We start from the raw sequence: 18075 nt of genomic DNA on the forward strand, positions 1-18075 counted from the left end.
GTCCTAGGTCTCGTCGGCTCCTGCGATCGTGCGCGCGGCGTTCCGGACGCCGGCACAGAGCAGCCCGACCTCGGGTTGCATCGACACGATCTCGTCGAACCCACTCTGCACCTCGGAGTACCCGAGGAGCCCAGCGACCGCTTGTCGGGGGATCGCATGGGTCCGGAGCATCCACTGCCCGCTCGCGGCGAAGCACGGCGTCATCGTGCGCTGCGGCGCGTCCACGGGGAGCGACGCCGCCCGCCCGAGCCGGTGGGTGTCCGGCCAGCCGTCCACGTCGATCAGTCCCGTCGACGGAACGCGGACGAGTCGCGGAAGAAGTCCTCGTAGCGATCGTCGTGCCCTGTCTCGAGCGCGTACCCGCGGCGCCACAGCTTGCGCTGCCGCTTGAACGTCGTGATGCGGACCGGTGCGACGCCCGGTTCGGACTCGTACGAGCTCATGCCCATCATCCCTGTCGTCATGCGCGGTCGTGACGATGCCGGGACTGCCCTGACGCAGTTCCCGACTTCTGTCTGGTAGCGCCAACCGTACCTCGGATGAGGGGCAGAATGTCGGTTCTCGTCCGTTCGATGCGGGACCTGGCCTGGGTGCTTCGCGCAGCGGCTCTCGTTCGCCGTCAGGTCCTGGGCGGCAACCGGTCCGGCGGCCCGGCTCCGCGCACGGCCGCCGCGTGGGACGTGTGGACGTAGAGTGGGGCATGGCCGTCCAGACCGCAACGATCATCGCGCTCGTCGGTGCCGGTGCCACGGGCCTCCTCGACGAACTCGGCGCACTCCGCGGGGTCGACGCCCTCCGACTCGGCGAGGCGGACGCCGACGGCACCGCGCGGATCAGCGCATCGAACGGGACGTACGTCGTCCACGACGCCGACCCCCTGGCGCACGTCGCCGCCGCGTGGGTCGAGTTCTTCGACGACCGCAGCACGCTCGGCACGCTCGAGCTCGAGGTCGAGACGGCGCTCGCCGCCTTCGCCGCGGGCCACCGCGTCATGCCGGACTACTACGTCGTGCTCGACCCGGAGTCCGTCGAGGGCACCTGGCGGCACTGGTGGTTCGGGGCGCTCGCCGTCGAGGGGCCGCGACGGGTGCTGCCCGAGCCGGCTTCGGCCTGGGCGGTCCGGAAGCGGCTCGGACGGCTCCCGATGGCACCGCGCTGGAAGGACCCGGCGGCCTGGCTGCCCGACCTGCGGTTCACGATCCCGGACCGCACGGGTCTCGCGGGACTCGGCTGAGCGATGTCCGTCAGGTCGTCGGCTGGTCGTTGTCCTTCATCGCGCCCCAGCCCGTCCACCGGTCGATCTCGATGACGCCCGTGGTGCGCGGACGGACCTGGTTCGGGTAGGCGCCGCCCGTGTAGTGGGTCGAGATGCGGTCGATTTCCCGGAGGCCGTCGTCGGCGTACAACTCGACCACCCGGCCGATCAGGGTGACGTGGGTGTACCAGTCGCCCTCGGCGAGGACCGTCAGGCTGACGCGCTGGTCACGCCGCAGGTGCTTGAGGCGCACACGGCTGTCGTCCATGCTCACGAGGACCCGGCCGTCCTGCCACAGGTACCAGGTGGCCGCGGTGACGGGCGTGCCGTCCGACCGCAGGGTGGCGATGACGGCGGGGTTCGGCTGCTGGAGCATCGCGACGGCGTCGTCGGGGAGCGGTGGCAGGGACATGTGGTCTCCGTTCGTCGTGGGATCCGTCCCCGTCATCCTCGCAGCCGCGCCCTCGACGTCCGGTCGGGCCGCCGCTGGGTGTGGAGGACCGTGGCCGCGGTAGACCTGGGGCATGCGAGTCATCGGAGTGCAGGAGTTCGGAGGGCCCGAGGCCCTCGCCGTCCACGAGGTCCCGGAGCCGCACGCCGGCCCGGGCGAGGTCCGGATCGGGGTGCGGGCGTTCGCCGTCAACCCGACCGACGCCGGCGTTCGTGGTGGCGGACGCGACCTCGGCGGTGCGCAGCCCCCCTACGTGCCCGGCATGGACGCGGCCGGCATCGTGGACGAGGTGGGCGAGGGCGTCGACCAGTGGCAGACGGGTGACGAGGTCATGGCGATCGCGCTGCCGCTGCGCGAGCACGGGGGAGCGTACGTCGAGCACCTCGTCGCCGCGCCGGACTCGATCGCCCGGATCCCCGCGGGTGTCGGCTTCGAGCAGGCCAGCACGCTCCCGATGAACGGGCTGACGGCCGTGCGGATCCTCGAGCTCATGCACCTCGAGCCCGGCCAGACCCTGATGGTGACCGGAGCCGCCGGGACCCTCGGCACGTACCTCGTGCCGCTCGCGAAGCAGGCCGGACTCGTCGTGATCGCCGACGCCGCCGAGAAGGACCGTGCGCTCGTCGAGTCGCTCGGTCCCGACCACGTCGTCGAACGCGGGGACGGGGTGGTCGACCGGATCCGGGCGATCGTGCCCGACGGGGTCGACGGTCTCGCGGACACCGCGCTCTTGCACGAGCAGGTCGTCCCCGCGATCCGCGACGGGGGCGTCTTCGTCGCCGTGCGCGGCTGGCCGGGCAACGGCGAACGGGGCATCCGGTTCGAGCGCGTCATGGTGTTCGACGAGTACCACTCCGGACACAAGCTCGACCGGCTCCGGCAGGACGTCGAGGACGGCCTGCTCACCCTGCGCGTCGCCGAGGTCCTGCCCGCCGCGGACCCGGAGTCCGCCCGCGACGCCCACCGGCGCATGGAGGCCGGGGGCGTCCGTGGACGGTTCGTGCTCGTCTGGTGACACCGGGCCGGGAGGCGGCGCGAGCGCGGGTGGGCGGGGGCACGGTCCTCGTCGTACCCGCGCCGTCGCCGTGATGACGCGGCTCGGTGCGTCCGGGTGACCGAACGGGTGAACCCGAGCGGGACGCATCCCCGACGACCGGCGGGAGGCCGTCGGCCGCGGACCGGAGCGTGACGGCGGCGACCTAGCGTCGGCGGGTGGCCCCGTTCCTCCCGACCGACAGCAGACGAGTCATGGCGATCCGGCGGCTCGTCGGGTTCGCGGTGCTCCCCGTCGTCGGCGGGCTCGCACCACTCGTCGCGGTCCCCGCGATCGCCGCACGGTTCGGTGCGGAGGGGTGGCGCGACGTCGCGCTCGGGCAGTCGATCGGGGCGGCCGCGGCGGTCGTCGTCGAGCTCGGTTGGGGGATCAGCGGACCGCAGCGGTCCGCCCGTCAGTCGCTCGGCAACCTCCGTCGCTCGGTCGGGCTCGCACTCGTGACCCAGGTGCTCGTCCTGCTGCCGGTGACCGCGGGTGTCTGGGTCGTCGCGCACCTGGTACCCGTCGGTGCTCCCGCGCTCGTCGGCTGGATCGGCACCGCGGGGGCACTCGGTTCGGTCAACGTCGTCTGGTGCTGGATCGGCCTCGGGCGGCCGGGGCCGATCCTCTGGGCGGACACACTGCCCCGCACGCTGCCCGTCGTCGTCGCCGCGGTCGCCCTCGCTGCCGGTGCGCCGCTGTGGGTGTTCCCCCTCGCCCTGGTCGTCGGCGGACTCGTGCCGGTCGTGCTCGGGACGACGCTGCTCGGCATCGGACCGGCGACCCTGCGACAGCTCACCCCGCGGCTCGTCGTGCGCGCCGTCCGGATCCAGCTGCAACCGCTCCTCGGACGCGTGCTCAGCGCGACCTACATCAGCGTCCCGATCACGCTCGCCGGCGTCAGTGCGCCCGGGGCCGTCGCGGTGTTCGCCGCCGCGGACCGGCTCCAGCGATGGGCGCTCACCGCGCTCAAGGCCCTGCCGACCGCACTCCAGGGGTGGGTGGGTGGCCCCGCCGATCCGGACCGGCGGATCCGACGGGCCTGGGTCGCGCTCTGGGGGAACGTCGGCGTCGGGGTCCTCGTCGGCGCTGGGTTCGTCGTCGTGGTCCCCGCGGTCTCGCGCGCGTTCTTCGCCGGCGTCGCCACCGTCGCGCCCGACCTCGCCGTGCTGAGCGGCCTGCTCGTCGTCGTCGTCACGACATCGCGGGCCACCGGTGGCCTGGTGCTCGTGGCGCTCCGCGGGGTCCCCGCGATCACCCTGAGCGCCGCCGCCGGATGCCTGGTCGGGGTGCCCGGGGTGCTCGTCCTCGCCCGCGTCGACGGTGCGCGCGGAGCGATGCTCGGGGTGCTCTCCGCCGAGGCCGCGGTGCTCGCCGTGCAGGTCGTCGCCGTCGTCGTGCTCGATCGGCGGCGGCGACGGCGCGTCCGGCGAGCCACAACGGTCCTCCGCGTCGCACACGTCCGCGTCGACGACCCCGCCTACCCGCGGAACGCCCGCGTGCGCCACCACCTGCGTGCGGCGGGGTTCGCGGTCGACGTCGTCCGGCGCCACCGGGGCGGGAGCGTCATCGGACGGATGACCCGCGACGCCCGCACGGTGCTCGGGCTCCGTGGGTACGACGTCCACCTCCTCGCCGAGATGTCGCTCGTCGTCGCGCCGCTCGTCGCACTCGTCGCGCGGCTCCGCGGCGGGGTCGTCGTCGTCGATCGGTTCGTCGGGCAGTACGAGACGGACATCGACGACCACGGACTGGCCGCCCCGCGGTCACTCCGCGCCCTCCGCTGCCGGGTCGTCGATCGCCTGGCCGAACGCTCCGCCGACGTGCTGCTCATCGACACCGAGGTGCGGGCTGCGGCGCTCCGGGAACGGGTGCCGGCGCGGACGGCGGTGGTGAGCCTCCCGGTCGGGGCGCCGGCGTGGGCGGTCCCGCCGGCGGTCCCGCCGGCGGAGGCTGGCGCCAAGGCCGTGTCGCGCGCCGACGTTGCTGCCGGCGCTGCTGCCGGCGTTGCTGCCGGCGTTGCTGCCGGCGTTGCTGCCGGCGTTGCTGCCGGCGCTGCCGCTGAGGCCGGCACGTTGCCCTCGGGTCGCGCGGCCGCTGCGTCCGGGCCGCTCCGCGTGCTGTTCTACGGCCACGACGTCCCGCTGCACGGCGTCCCGGTCATCGTGTCGGCGCTCGGCGAGGTCGGTCGTCCCATCCGCGCGACGTTCGTGTCGTACGCCTCCGTCCTCGAGCGGATCCGCGCACAGCTCCACGACGAGGGCGACCGCGTCGACGCGACCCTGCTCGAACCCGTGCCGGCAGAGGAGCTCGCCACGGTCATCGCCAACCACGACGTCGTCCTCGGGGTGTTCGGCACGTCGGACAAGGCCCGGTCCGTGATCCCGAACAAGGTGTGGCAGGGGCTCGCGTGCGGGCGGACCGTCATCACGGCGGCGAGCCCGGCGCTCGCGGAACTCCGCCCGCTCGTCGGTCCTCAGCTGGTCGAGGTGCCGCCGGGCGACGCCGAGGCGTTGGCCGGTGCCCTGCGCGCGGTCGTCGACGGCCCGGTGCTCTCGGACGGTCTGTGGGTCGGCACGGCCGAGCGGCTCGAGGCGTACGCCGCCGCGAGGCACGAACGGTTCGCCGCGCTCCTCCGCCAGCGGTGTGCGGCGCGTGCGGGAGCCTGAGGTGCGACGACCCGGCGGGTGCGCGCGCGGACGACGACCGGGCGGGTGCGCGCGCGGACGACGACCGGGCGGGTGCGCGCACGGACGACGACCTGGCGGGTGCGCGCGCGGACGACGAGGGCGCCGCCAGACGACAGCGCAGTCGTCGTCCATGCGCGCACGTCCGAGTCGGCCCGACCCGTGCCACCACTCCCGCAGACGCCACCACCGGTCGTACAGTGACGGGAGGGGCGTGCGACGGAGCGCGCCACGGGAGGACCCCACATGACCACGCTCAGCAACGCCACCCTCGACACGCTCACCGGCGTCGCCGTGCCCACCTACGACCGGAGCGCCGTCACGACCGGCATCGTCCACTTCGGCCTCGGCAACTTCCACCGGGCGCACCAGGCGATGTACGTCGACCGGCTCATGAACGCCGGGGGAGAGCTGTGCTGGGGGATCACCGGCGTCGGGGTCATGCCGCGCGACGCCGAGATGCGCGACGCGCTCGACTCCCAGGACCACCTGTACACACTCGTGCTCAAGCACCCCGACGGGACCCTGGAGCCCCGTGTCATCGGCTCCGTCGCGGACTTCCTGTACGCCCCGGACGACCCGGAGGCCGTGCTCGCCCTGATGGCCGCGCCCACCACGCGCATCGTGTCCCTGACCGTCACCGAGGGCGGTTACAACATCGATCACGTCACGGGGCAGTTCGTCCTCGACGCCCCGGCGATCGCCGCGGACCTGACGCCCGGGGCGACGCCGACGACGATGTTCGGGTTCATCACCGAGGCCCTGCGCCGCCGCCACGACGGGGGCATCCCGCCGTTCACCGTGATGTCGTGCGACAACATCCAGGGCAACGGCGACACCGCCCGGCAGACCATCGTCGCGTTCGCCACCGCGAAGGACCCGGAGCTCGGCGCGTGGATCGAGCGGCACGTGTCGTTCCCGAACTCCATGGTGGACCGGATCACCCCGGTCACCACGGATGCCGACCGGGCGATGGTCCGGGACGAGTTCGGCATCGACGACGCCTGGCCCGTCGTCGCGGAGCCCTTCGAGCAGTGGGTGCTCGAGGACCGGTTCACCCTGCGCCGTCCGCTGTACGAGACGGCTGGCGTGCAGGTCGTCGAGGACGTCGTGCCCTACGAGCTCATGAAGCTCCGCCTGCTCAACGCCTCGCACCAGGCGATGGCGTACTTCGGCCTCCTGTCCGGACACACCTACGCGCACGAGGCCGCGACCGACCCGCTGATCGCCCGGCTCCTCGAGCGCTACATGGACGAGGAGGCGACGCCCACGCTCGACCCCGTGCCGGGCATCGACCTCGACCAGTACAAGGCGACGCTCATGGAGCGGTTCGGCAACCCCGCGATCCTCGACACGCTCGCGCGGCTGGCCGCCGAGTCGTCGGACCGGATCCCGAAGTGGCTGCTGCCGGTGGTGCGCGCCGACCTGGAGGCGGGCCTCCCCATCGACCTGGCGGCTGCGGTCGTCGCGAGCTGGGCCCGGTACGCCGAGGGTGTCGGCGAGCACGGCGAGCGGTTCGAGGTCGTCGACCAGCTCCGCGACGTCCTCATGCCGGCGGCGGCGCAGCAGCGGTCGGACGACCTCGCGTTCCTGCGCAACCGGGACGTGTTCGGGGACCTCGTCGACGACGAGCGGTTCACGACGCCCTATCGCCGCAGCCTCGGCACCCTCTGCTCCGCCGGTGCGCAGGCGGCGCTCGACGAGGTCCTGTCGGTCCGCCGCTGACGGCCGGCCCCGCTACCAGAGCGGCTCGTCCCACCCGCCGCCGCGAACGGGCGGCGGGGGCCGGGACGCCCGGACTGTCGGAAACGACCGGGGTCCCGTAGAATCGCCCGATGCCCTCCGACCTCCGCACCCCCGGCCTCCGCCCCGCGACCGTGAGCACGGAGGCCGCCCGCCCCCAGGTCCGTCCGACGACCGAGGGCTGGAAGCAGCAGCTCGACCCGACCGGCCGCCCGCTGCTGCAGTTCGCGTCGCCGAAGCGCGGCAAGCCGCCGGTGCACCTCGCGGACCTGTCGGCCGAGGAGCGCGTCGCCCGCGTCAGGGAGCTCGGCCTGCCGGGCTTCCGGGCGAAGCAGCTCATGACGCACTACTTCACGCACTACACCTCGGACCCGGCGGCGATGACGGACCTGCCCGCCGCCGGACGCGAGGAGCTCGTCGCCGGACTGCTGCCGCCCCTCCTGACCGAGGCCCGGCGCCTGACGACCGACAAGGGCGACACGATCAAGTTCCTGTGGAAGCTGCACGACGGCGCGCTCGTCGAGTCGGTGCTCATGCGGTACCCGGGCCGGATCACGCTGTGCGTGTCGTCGCAGGCCGGGTGCGGGATGAACTGCCCGTTCTGCGCCACCGGGCAGAACGGCTTGACGCGCAACATGTCGACAGCCGAGATCGTCGAGCAGATCGTCCGGGCGAACGCGGCGCTGGCGGCGGGGGAGCTCGCGGGTGCCCCGACCCGTGGCGGCCAGGACCGAACCGACCCCGAGCGCGTCACGAACATCGTGTTCATGGGCATGGGGGAGCCGCTCGCGAACTACAAGCGCGTGATGGACGCCGTGCGCATCATGGTCGCACCGCAGCCGAACGGCCTCGGCATGAGCGCCCGGCACATCACCGTGTCGACGGTCGGACTCGTGCCCGCGATCGACAAGCTCGCCGACGAGGGCATCCCCCTCACGTTCGCGCTCTCCCTGCACGCGCCCGACGACGAGCTCCGCGACGAGATGATCCCGGTGAACTCCCGCTGGAAGGTCGACGAGGCCATCGACGCCGCGTACCGCTACTTCCAGAAGACGGGCCGTCGGGTGTCGATCGAGTACGCGCTCATCAAGGACATGAACGACCACGCCTGGCGTGCCGACCTGCTCGCGCACAAGCTCAACCAGCGCGGCCACGGCTGGGTCCACGTCAACCCGATCCCGCTCAACCCGACGCCCGGCTCCGTGTGGACGGCGTCGGAGCGCGACGTGACGGACGAGTTCGTGCGGCGCCTCAACGACGCCGGCATCCCGACGACGCTCCGCGACACCCGTGGCAAGGAGATCGACGGCGCCTGCGGGCAGCTCGCCGCCGCCGACGTGTAGGGCGACCGCCCGCCGGCCGCGACCGCCCGCCGGCCGGGAGGCGCGGTGCGGGCTGGTGCCGTCCCTCCCGTCCGACGTCCGGTGCGGTGTGCGCTCGCCGACGACAACGGGACGTGCGCCCGCATGCGCACTCGTCGTCGGCGTGCGCACGTGCGGCGCGCGGTACGAGTGCGCCCGCAGGCGACAAGTGCGCCCGCAGGCGACAGCGCAGTTGTCGCTGGCGCGCGCAGATGCGGCGCGCCGGGCCGCAGCGTCAGCCGAGTGACGCCGTCGCGGCCCGGAGGTCCTCGAGCGCGGCGAGCGCGTGCGGCGCGAGCCCGGCATCGTCGTCGCGCGAACCCTCGACCCAGCGGCTGTAGCCCTGCTTGAACGCGAGCAGACCCATCTCGGCCGCGAGGTGCGCGGTGGCGGCCGGGACACCGCGGGCGACGAGCGCGTCCGTCATGGCGACGGCGAGCCCGACGCTCTTCAGCGCGTCCCGTCCCTGCAGCTCGGCGCTCGCGGCGACGGCGGCCCGGAGCCGAGGCCCGATGTCGCGGTTCATCGGCCCCATCTCGTCCGAGGCGCGTGCGAGTCCGGCTGCGACGGCCTCGAGCGGGGACGCGTCCGCGGGCGCGGCGGCGATGCCCTCGGCGAGCAGGGTGCTCAGGGTCTCCTGCCCGGCGACGAGGAGTTCGCGCTTGTCCGGGAAGTACCGGAAGAAGGTGCTCTTGGTGACGCCGGCACGTTCGGCGATCTGCGCGACCGTCGTCTCGTCGTAGCCCTGCTCGGTGAACAGGTCGACGGCCGCGAGGACGAGTCGGTCCCGCGCTCCCGGTTCCCATCGCGCCATGCCATTCATCCTACGACTCCGAGCCCGTGATGGGACTGTTGTCCCATCATGGTGCTACGGTGATGGGACAACAGTCTCATCACCCGGAGGAGTCCCCATGCACGTCTTCGTCACCGGCGGCACCGGCACGATCGGCACGCCCGTCGTCGCCGAGATGCTCGCCAACGGCCACACCGTCCTCGCCCTCGCTCGCTCCGAGGCCTCCGCCGCCACGCTCGAGCAGGCCGGCGCCAGCACGATCCGGGGGAGCATCGCCGACCTCGACGTCCTCCGGACCGCGGCCGGGCAGGTCGATGGCGTGATCAGCCTGGCGTTCAGCCGCGACTACGGGTCGACCGAGTCGATCCAGCAGGGCATGGCCGAGGAGACCGCGGCGATGACCACGCTCGCCGACGCACTCGTGGGCAGCGACCGTCCGCTCGTCGTCGTGTCCGGGACGCCCTGGGTCGAGGGTCGCCCGTCGACCGAGGAGGACCCGCTGCCGACCGACGGACCCGTCGGCGGGCGCGGCATCACCGTGAACGCGATCCTCGGGTACGCCGACCGGGGTGTGCGGTCCTCGGCGATCCGCCTGCCCCGCACGGTGCACGCGAACGGGACGGGCGGGTTCGCCGGGCTCCTCACCGAGAACGCCAGGAGGACCGGCGTCGCGGGCTACCCGGGTGACGGCAGCCAGCGCTGGCCCGCCGTGCACGCCGCCGACGCCGCGGTGCTCTTCCGGCTGGCGCTCGAGTCCGCCCCGGCGGGGTCCGCGTGGCACGCCGTCGCCGACGAGGGTGACGCCGTGATCGACCTCGTCCGGGTGATCGGTCGGCGCCTCGGCCTTCCGGTCGAGCAGGTGCCCGAGGAGACCTTCGGCCCGTTCGGACCGATCTTCGCGACGGACCAGCCGGCCTCGAGCGCGATCACCCGTAGGGCGCTCGGCTGGACCCCGACGCACCCGAGCGTGCTCGAGGACCTCGAGCTCGTGCAGCCCTGACCCCCTGGCGGCCGGGAGGGACGGGGCGGGCTGGCGCCGTCCCTCCCGGCCGACCCGCCGCGGCCCCTGCACGTGCGCGCGCCGACGACAACTGCGCTGTCGCTGGCGCGCGCACTCGTCGTCGGCGCGCACCCGCGCGCGCCGACGACGACCGCGCGCGAACTCAGCCGAGACGCCCGGGTCCGGACCCCCGCGGTCACCACCGGAGTAACGTCGGGCCCGGTGTCGCCCATGACGCCGATGTGCGAGGAGGCACCGTGGCCCGAGGACCAGACCGACCCGGAACCGAGCAGGACTGGGACCCCGCCACCTGGACCGCCGACACCTGGCCGATCGCCGTGTGTCTGCACGGGTTCCCACCGGTCGGTCGCGACGGCACCACGCTGCACGACGCCCCGATCGCGGTGTGGGACGACATCTTCGCCCAGATCGAGCGGGTGGGCTTCACGCTCGCCGAGATGGCCGACGACCGGATCCGCCCCGCCGACTACGATCCCGGCAAACGTGACGAGCTCCTCGCCACCGCCAGGGAGCACGGCATCGGGATCCCCAGCGTGCACCTGCAGCGGCGCAGCGTCATCATGCCCGGGCACGAGGACGAGAACCTCGCGTACGCGCACCGGACGATCGACGCCGCCGCCGCGTGGGGCATGCAGGTGTTCTCGACGGGGCTCCACCAGCCGTTCAGCGAGGCGCAGCGCAAGGCCCTGTGGTTCTGGACCGCGCCCGGGCCGAAGGACCCCGACGACCCGGAGGTCTGGGACCGCGCCGTCCGGTCGATCCGCGAACTCGGCAAGCACGCCGCCGACGTCGGGCTGCCCCTCGCGCTCGAGATGTACGAGGACACGTACCTCGGCACGGCCGAGAGCGCCGTCCGGTTCGTGGAGGCGGTGGGCCTCGACAACGTCGGCCTCAACCCCGACGTCGCGAACCTCATCCGCCTGCACCGTCCGGTCGAGGACTGGCGCGAGGTGTTCTCCGCGACCCTGCCGTACGCGAACTACCTGCACGTCAAGAACTACACACGCGACGAGGCCGGCGACGGCTCGTGGGCGACGAGCGTCCCCTCGACGATGGAGACCGGCATCATCAACTACCGGCAGGTCCTGCGCGAGGCCGTGGACGTCGGGTTCCGCGGCATCATCATGACCGAGCAGTACGGCGGGGACAGCCTCGGCGTCTGCGCCACCAACCAGCGGTACATCCGCACCCTGCTGCCCCAGGAGGTCGCACGATGAGTCAGATCAGAGCCGCCGTCGTCGGATCCGGGTACATGGGTGGCGGGATCGCGCAGATGCTCGCGCTGTCCGGGGCCGAGGTCGCCCTCGCCGACGTCTCCGCCGAGATCGCCGCGAGCAACCACACGCGGCTGCTCGACGAGGCTCGGCAGTTCGTCGCCGACGGGCTGTTCCCCGCCGATGCCGTCGAGCGCATCGCCGCGCTCGTCCACCCCGCCGAGTCCGTCGAGGCCGCCGTCGCCGACGCCGAGTTCATCGAGGAGGCCGTGCCCGAGAAGATCGAGATCAAGCACGCCACCCTCGCCCGGATCAGCGCGGCCGCGGGCCGGGAGGCGGTGATCGGCTCGAACACGTCGACCATCCGCATCAGCGCACTCGCCGAGGCCGTCGAGGGGCCCGAACGGTTCCTCGGGGTGCACTTCTCGAACCCCGCGCCGTTCATCCCCGGTGTCGAGATCATCCCGCACGAGACCACCACCGAGTCCGCGATCACGACCGCCGAGACGATCGTCCGCGCGACCGGCAAGCAGACCGCCCGGGTCAAGGACAGCGTCGGCTTCGTCCTCAACCGTCTGCAGTACGCGCTGTTCTCCGAGGCCGCGGACATCGCCGCCGAGGGCATCGCGAGCCCCGAGGACATCGACACCATCGTCCGGACCACGTTCGGCTTCCGGCTGCCCGTGTTCGGCCCGTTCGCAATCGCCGACATGGCGGGCCTGGACGTGTACGCGTTCTGCTACGCGTCCCTCCAGACCCGGTGGCCGGAGCGGTTCGCGACCCCGGAGTCGCTCGCCGCGCTCGTGGCCGAGGGCAAGTTCGGCACGAAGTCGGGCGCCGGGTACCTCGACGTCCCGGCGGACCGGACGCCGGAACTCGTCGCGTACCGGAACCGGGCGTACGTGGCGTTGCAGAAGCTGCTCGACGAGCTCGGCCCCGCACCGATCGACTGACCGGACCGCGATGGAGGAGTTCGACGTCGCCGTCGTGGGCGCCGGGGCGCTGGGCAGCGCCGCTGCCCACCACCTGGCACTCCGGGGTGCGACGGTGGTCCTGTTCGAACAGTTCGAGTTCGGTCACGTGCGCGGTGCCTCCCACGACACATCGAGGATCCTCCGCACCTCGTACGGGGACGAGGCCTACGTCCGGCTCGCGAAGTCGGCGTACCGGGACTGGGCCGAGCTGGAACGCGTCAGCGGCGAACGCCTCGTGACCACCACCGGCGGCGTCGTGTTCGTGCCACCGGGCAGTCCGTACCCCGTGTCCACCTTCGCCGCGGCACTCGCGGCGCAGGACCTGCCGTTCGAGCTCATGGACCGGGACGCGGTCGCCGCGCGATGGCCGCAGTTCACCCTGCCCCCGGGAGTCGAGACCGTGTTCTCGCCCGACACCGGGATCGTCCCCGCGGCCCGCACCGTCGCGACGCTCCAGATGCAGGCACGGTCGCACGGTGCGGTGCTCCGCGACCGGACACGGGTCGAGGAGCTCCGACCCCAACCCGACGGAGTCGTGGTCATGACGACCGCGGGGACGGTCCGAGCGCGGAAGGTCGTCGTCGCCGCCGATGCGTGGACGAACGCGCTCATCGCGCCCCTCGGTGTCGAGGTCCCGCTCGTGACGATGCAGGAGCAGGTCACGTACTTCGGGCCGGACCGCCCCGAGGACTTCGGCGACGACCGGCTCCCCGTGTGGATCTGGGAGGACGAGCCCTGCTACTACGGGTTCCCGACCTACGGGGAGCCGACCGTCAAGGCGGGTCGAGACGCCTCCGACAACCGCATGACGCCCGAGGAGCGGACCTTCCGGCACTCCGAGGAGCTCCTCGACCAGCTGCGGGCGTTCATGCGCGGGTTCCTGCCCGCCAGCGGCGCGGACGTCCGGACCATCACCTGCCAGTACACGCTGACCCCCGGCCGGCGGTTCGTGGTCGACGCGCTGCCGGAGCACCCGGACGTGCTCGTCGCGCTCGGGGCCGCCCACGCGTTCAAGTTCACGCCGACGATCGGGCGGATCCTGGCGGAACTCGCCCTCGATGGTCGGACCGACGACGACATCAGCGCCTTCCGGCTCCGTGATGTCATGGCCCCCGTGCCGATCGCCTGACCGTCCGTGGCGGGCCTCCCGGGTCAGCCGGGCCCGTCGCTCGCGGCGGCGAGCAGCGGCACGACCACGTCGCTGACCGGGGTCGGGATGCCGTGCATGCGGCCGAGCCGTGCCACGACCTCGTTCCGGACCCGCCACTCGAGCGGGCGGTCAGCGGCGCGGTCGGTGAGGATCGAGGTCCCGAGGTCCGCCGGCTGTGCGCGGAGGCCGTCGAGGACGTCCTGTGGGACGTCGTCGCCGAGGCGGGCGCCCGCTGCCCGCGCCACGGCGAGGCACTCGGCGAGGTAGTCGAGCGTCAGCCGGGCGACGTCCTCACGTCGGAACATCCCAGATCGCCGCCCACTCAGCGCCATGAGCCCGGCGGCGGCGTTGTGGAGGAGCTTGCGCCACGCGACGGTCACGAAGTCCTCGGTGACGTCGACCGCGCACCGGGTGCCCTCGAGGACATCGACCACCGACTGCGCCGCCGGCACGTCGGGGAGCGTCAGGCGCGGCGGTCGCCGCAGCGCCACCGTGCCGTCCGGCTCGGCCTGGGCGGGGAACCACACGACGGCCGGGAGGACCGTGCCCGGGACCCACGGACCGACGGTCGCCTCCTGCTCCACCCCGTTCTGCAGCACGCACACGACCGTGTCTGCGTGGCACAGCGCGGCGAGCCAGGGCCCGGCGGCCTCGATCTGGGTGGCCTTGACGGCGAGGAACACGACGTCGACGGGTCCGGACATCGTCGTCGGATCGGTGTGCACCGGCCCGGGGACGACGACGACCGCGCCGTCCGGGGTCCGGAGCCGGAGGTGCTCCCGCGGCGTCCGGCCGGCGAGGAGCGGGGTCCGACCGGCCTCGTGGAGCGCTGCTGCCACCGTCGTGCCGATCGCACCCGGGCCGACGATCGCGATGCTCGGGTCCATGGACTCCATCCTGGCGCTTCGGCGCACGGTCAGGACGCGCTCGGCGAGCGGGGCCAATGTGGAGGCATGCTCACACGACGTTCCTCGGGTCTGGTCCTCCTCGGCACGGCGCTCACCGTGGTGCTCGCCGGGTGCTCGGGCGGGACCACCTCTCCGCACCCGAGCAGCACGGCGCGCACGGTCACGCGCAGCACCCCGACACCGTCCGCCGCCCCCGCCTCGCCCAGCACCACGAGCACCCCGAGCGCGACGAGCACGTGCGGACCCGCGACGGGGCGGGCTGCCGCCGCGACGGGGATCGCGGCACTCCCGCTCCCGGTGAACCTGCGGGGAACGGCCCACTGGGACGCGGCGGGCGCCGACTACTCCGGGTACGACCCCTGCGCGCCGCTGTCGTGGTCGGTCGTCACCGTCTCCGGCTCCACGGCGAGCTCCCCGTACGCGATCCTGCTGTTCCATGACGGCACCTACCTCGGAACCGCGACGAAGGAGCAGTACGCGTTCCAGCCCACGGTCCGGCGGACCTCGTCGACGAGCATCGCCGTGACCTACCCGTACCCGCAGGGCAACGACTCCGACGCCGATCCGACCGGCCGCGCGAACGCCACGTACACCTGGGACTCCGGTGCCGGGAAGGTCACGATGGACGGCAGCACGCCTCCGGCGCAGTGAGTCAGCCCGGGTCCGGCGTGCCGGTGGGCGAGCACCGCGCGACGTCGGCGTCGCTCGCTGCAACGGCCCGGCGGCATCCGTCGACCATCGTGTTCAGCGTGCTCGCCGTCGTGTTCGCGGTCCTGACGGTCGTGCTGCTCGTCCGCATCCACGGCGTCCACTCGGACGCGTTCCCGCTCGCCCTGCGCGCCGGGGGTCTCGCCACCATCGCGTGCGCGGCCGGTGGCCCGCTGCGTCTGGTGCGACTCCGCCGGAGGGACGAGCGCGGTGCGCGGAGCGCCCGGCATCCGGGGATCGCCTTCGTCAGCGCGCTGGCGACCCCGTCGACGAAGGACGACCTCGCCGCGTGGGACCCCGGTCTCTCCGTCACGTTCCCGTGCCAGCTCGCGTTCTCCGCGCGGGGGATCGCGCTCTGGGACACCGCGACCGACACGGAGGGCCGTCACATCGCGGAGCGGGCCGAGGCGCTGTCGATCGAGCCGTTCCACACCCCGGACCACTCGTGGGAACAGTCGGAGCAAGGATGGGGCGTCGTGCTGCATCTCGCCCCGCGCGACGGCGTGAGCACCGGCCGGTACACGGGCGCCGTGCACCTGCGGGTCGAGGACGCGCAGACGGAGCGCGACGAGTACGCGGCCCGGCAGTCGATCGCGGTGATGGAGCGGGCGCTCGGACTGCAGCCGTCGCCACCGCGGACAGGGAGTGGGAACGGGTCCAGTATCTGAGTGACGGTCACGATGACCGATCCCGTTCGAGGAGGAACCCGTGCTGAACCCGAAGGCACTCGTCCCGCTGACCCTCGTCGCCGCGCTCGCCGGCGGCGTCCTGGTCGCACAGCCCGCTGCAGCCGCGCCCGACGTGTCCTCAGCGATCGCACTGATCGCCAACACCGACACCCCGGACAACTACGGGCTCACCGATGCGCAGCGGCACGAGGACGGCACGATCACCGTGCTGTCAGCCACGCTCCAGGACATCGATGTGGTCCTCCCGAGCAACCCGACGACGACGCTGGCCGGCCAGACCGGCCAGGCCGAGGTCCACATCACCGCTCCGTGGGGACAGAACCTCCACGTCGGTCGGTACTCCGGCATCGACTTCGAGGGCGACCCGACCGCGGCGAAGGTGCACGTCTCCTACGGGTCGAGCGAGAAGGAATACGTGGGCGACTTCGACGTGCTCGATCTCGCTGCCGACAGCACGGGCAGGGTGACGCGGTTCGACATCGTGTTCCGGAACTCGGACATCACCCCCCTCGAGGCGTACTTCGGCGAGATCCGGATGGGCGAGCCGGAGGTTCCGGTGCGGTTCGCGGGGCAGCACCTCGAGTGGCCCGAGATGCCCGTGAACGGCACGCGGGTGTGGGCGGAGGAGTCGATCCGGAACGCGTCGGCCGCATCGGTGCGTCTGGGGAGAGCCGCGGTTTCCGGCGCGGATGCCTCCGACTTCGCCCTCGCCTCGGATGCCTGCAGCGGTCGCGCCTTGGCGCCCGACGCAACGTGCGTCGTCCGTGTGGGCTTCTCACCGAAGGCAGGCGGGCCGCGTGTTGCGACCCTGAGCATCGCTGCTGGTTCGGCCACAGCCACCGCCTCGTTGGCCGGATCTGCCAACCTCGGCACCACGAAGATCTCGACGACCAGTGCCAGCTACATCGACCAGCACCGTGGGGACACCACCCAGGTCCGGACGAACACGGACACGGAGGGGCCGACCGTCATCTACGAATCGCCGCGCAGTACTCCTGGCTACTGGATGTTCGGCACCGGGCACACCTACGACTTCTGGACGGGCGGCCACATCCTGGACGTGACGTCGAAGAGCGGGACGCTCACGGCCGGCAGGCACGCGGAGCAGTGGTTCGGCAACTACGGCCTCGACTTCTCGAACGGTGCGTCCGGGTGCGGAGGATCGTCGGGAACCGAGACCATCACGAGCGTGGGATTCCTTCCCGACCACCTCATCGACCATCTCCATGCGACCTTCACGGCAACCTGTCCGAGCGACCCCACGCACCCGATCACCGGCCTCATCCAGTGGCAGGACCGCAGCGACGTGACGGCTCCCGCAGCACCGAAGGGCCTCACGCTGATCGGCAGTGGCACGCGGAAGGTGACCTGGACCCGCTCGGCATCGGCCGACGCCGCGACGACGATCGTGCGGCTCGTGTCCGGAACCGGGGTCGACGCGACGCCGACGTCCGGCTACGCGGTCGGAGCCAGCGCCTCCGGAACCGCCACCCTGACACTCCCGAAGGGGCGGCGCTACGAGCTCATGGCGTGGGCGGTCGACGAGACGGGCAACGTGGGCAGCCCCCGGACCATCCCCTTCATCTCGTGAGCAGCCTGTGTCCGGGCATGTGACGCTCATCCGCTCGTCGACCCTGGCCGGCAACGTCGACTACGCCTACGCCGCGACCGCTCCCGCCGGCGCTCGGCTGATCTTCCTCGCTGGGGCGTGCCCGCTCGACGCCGCCGGAGCGACCGTGGCCGCGGCGGACCACGCTGGCCAGGCAGCACAGTGCATCGCCAACCTGGAGACGGCACTCCGAGACGCAGGAGCGGGGCTCGAGGACGTCATCAGCACCCGCGTCCTCGTGGCGTCGTCGCGGCAGGCAGACCTCATCGCGGTGTGGGACGTCGTCCGAGCGGCCTTCGGGGGCCATGACGTGCCGAGCACGCTGCTCGGGGTGACGGTCCTCGGGTACGACGACCAGCTCGTGGAGATCGAAGCGGTCGCCGCGGTCCGCGACGCGTGACGACCGGGAGGCCCACCACCGGTGGTGAGCGCCTCCGACCGCTGAGCGAACGCACACATGGAACGCTGTGCGTGACCCG

18 protein-coding genes are annotated in these 18075 nt (G+C 72.8%); 13 read left to right on the top strand and 5 right to left on the bottom strand.

Translation table 11 applies throughout. From position 1 onward, the window contains the following. Positions 1-3 precede the first annotated feature (3 nt). Both DEI88_RS05255 and DEI88_RS05260 read right to left on the bottom strand, forming a co-directional pair. Entirely contained in the window at positions 4-276 is a 273-nt protein-coding gene (locus DEI88_RS05255) for a hypothetical protein (RefSeq protein ID WP_111011467.1), read from the bottom strand. Positions 277-281: 5 nt separating this feature from the next. Beyond that, the gene (locus DEI88_RS05260) at positions 282-443 is read right to left on the bottom strand and encodes a hypothetical protein (protein WP_181434685.1); all 162 of its coding nucleotides are present in this window, start codon (positions 441-443) and stop codon (positions 282-284) included. 257 nt (positions 444-700) lie between these two features. On the opposite strand from DEI88_RS05260, the gene DEI88_RS05265 reads away from it, so the two are divergent. Further along, entirely contained in the window at positions 701-1234 is a 534-nt protein-coding gene (locus DEI88_RS05265; RefSeq protein ID WP_111011468.1) for a hypothetical protein, read from the top strand. A 10-nt stretch (positions 1235-1244) separates the two neighbouring features. Here DEI88_RS05265 and DEI88_RS05270 read toward each other — a convergent pair whose 3' ends face one another. After that, positions 1245-1667: a PPOX class F420-dependent oxidoreductase gene (locus tag DEI88_RS05270; RefSeq protein ID WP_111071750.1), complete on the bottom strand. Its 423-nt coding sequence runs from the start codon at positions 1665-1667 to the stop codon at positions 1245-1247. Positions 1668-1779: 112 nt separating this feature from the next. Here DEI88_RS05270 and DEI88_RS05275 point away from each other — a divergent pair, with 112 nt between their 5' ends. The 4 genes from DEI88_RS05275 (at position 1780) to rlmN (ending at position 8512) form a co-directional block, all read left to right on the top strand. Continuing rightward, the gene (locus DEI88_RS05275; protein ID WP_111011469.1) at positions 1780-2721 is read left to right on the top strand and encodes an NADP-dependent oxidoreductase; all 942 of its coding nucleotides are present in this window, start codon (positions 1780-1782) and stop codon (positions 2719-2721) included. A gap of 197 nt (positions 2722-2918) precedes the next feature. Beyond that, on the top strand, positions 2919-5408 hold the full coding sequence (locus DEI88_RS05280; protein WP_146246029.1) for a glycosyltransferase family protein: 2490 nt from the start codon (positions 2919-2921) through the stop codon (positions 5406-5408). A 264-nt stretch (positions 5409-5672) separates the two neighbouring features. Beyond that, complete coding sequence (locus tag DEI88_RS05285) at positions 5673-7151, top strand: mannitol dehydrogenase family protein (protein ID WP_111027384.1); 1479 nt, start codon at positions 5673-5675, stop codon at positions 7149-7151. Positions 7152-7261: 110 nt separating this feature from the next. Next, on the top strand, positions 7262-8512 hold the full coding sequence (rlmN, locus tag DEI88_RS05290; RefSeq protein WP_111071602.1) for a dual-specificity RNA methyltransferase RlmN: 1251 nt from the start codon (positions 7262-7264) through the stop codon (positions 8510-8512). A 253-nt stretch (positions 8513-8765) separates the two neighbouring features. Here the strand turns inward: rlmN and DEI88_RS05295 are convergent, their stop codons facing one another. Further along, complete coding sequence (locus DEI88_RS05295) at positions 8766-9344, bottom strand: TetR/AcrR family transcriptional regulator (RefSeq protein WP_111071603.1); 579 nt, start codon at positions 9342-9344, stop codon at positions 8766-8768. A gap of 97 nt (positions 9345-9441) precedes the next feature. On the opposite strand from DEI88_RS05295, the gene DEI88_RS05300 reads away from it, so the two are divergent. From DEI88_RS05300 to solA, 4 genes are all read left to right on the top strand, one after another. Continuing rightward, on the top strand, positions 9442-10323 hold the full coding sequence (locus tag DEI88_RS05300; protein ID WP_111071604.1) for an SDR family oxidoreductase: 882 nt from the start codon (positions 9442-9444) through the stop codon (positions 10321-10323). Between the two features lie 257 nt (positions 10324-10580). Continuing rightward, the gene (locus DEI88_RS05305) at positions 10581-11561 is read left to right on the top strand and encodes a sugar phosphate isomerase/epimerase family protein (RefSeq protein WP_111071605.1); all 981 of its coding nucleotides are present in this window, start codon (positions 10581-10583) and stop codon (positions 11559-11561) included. Next, positions 11558-12511, top strand: coding sequence for a 3-hydroxyacyl-CoA dehydrogenase family protein (locus DEI88_RS05310; protein ID WP_111012763.1), 954 nt, complete (start codon positions 11558-11560; stop codon positions 12509-12511). The genes DEI88_RS05305 and DEI88_RS05310 overlap by 4 nt, the downstream gene beginning before the upstream one ends. A 10-nt stretch (positions 12512-12521) precedes the next feature. Beyond that, positions 12522-13661, top strand: a complete 1140-nt coding sequence (solA, locus tag DEI88_RS05315) for an N-methyl-L-tryptophan oxidase (RefSeq protein WP_111071606.1) — start codon at positions 12522-12524, stop codon at positions 13659-13661. Positions 13662-13684: 23 nt separating this feature from the next. On the opposite strand, the gene DEI88_RS05320 is transcribed toward solA, so the two are convergent. Beyond that, complete coding sequence (locus tag DEI88_RS05320; RefSeq protein ID WP_258374965.1) at positions 13685-14569, bottom strand: oxidoreductase; 885 nt, start codon at positions 14567-14569, stop codon at positions 13685-13687. Positions 14570-14635: 66 nt separating this feature from the next. Between DEI88_RS05320 and DEI88_RS05325 the strand changes: the two genes are divergently transcribed. The 4 genes from DEI88_RS05325 to DEI88_RS05340 are packed head-to-tail and all read left to right on the top strand — an operon-like array spanning position 14636 to position 17996. Next, entirely contained in the window at positions 14636-15241 is a 606-nt protein-coding gene (locus DEI88_RS05325; protein ID WP_111071608.1) for an LppP/LprE family lipoprotein, read from the top strand. Continuing rightward, on the top strand, positions 15238-15966 hold the full coding sequence (locus DEI88_RS05330) for a hypothetical protein (protein WP_111071609.1): 729 nt from the start codon (positions 15238-15240) through the stop codon (positions 15964-15966). The genes DEI88_RS05325 and DEI88_RS05330 overlap by 4 nt, the downstream gene beginning before the upstream one ends. Before the next feature lie 40 nt (positions 15967-16006). Beyond that, positions 16007-17578, top strand: coding sequence for a hypothetical protein (locus tag DEI88_RS05335; protein WP_111071610.1), 1572 nt, complete (start codon positions 16007-16009; stop codon positions 17576-17578). A gap of 7 nt (positions 17579-17585) precedes the next feature. Then, positions 17586-17996 carry a RidA family protein gene (locus DEI88_RS05340; RefSeq protein WP_181441182.1) on the top strand — a complete coding sequence of 137 codons (411 nt, stop codon included), beginning with the start codon at positions 17586-17588 and terminating at the stop codon, positions 17994-17996. Positions 17997-18075 lie beyond the last annotated feature (79 nt).

The organism is Curtobacterium sp. MCBD17_003 (assembly GCF_003234885.2).
Lineage (GTDB): Bacteria > Actinomycetota > Actinomycetes > Actinomycetales > Microbacteriaceae > Curtobacterium.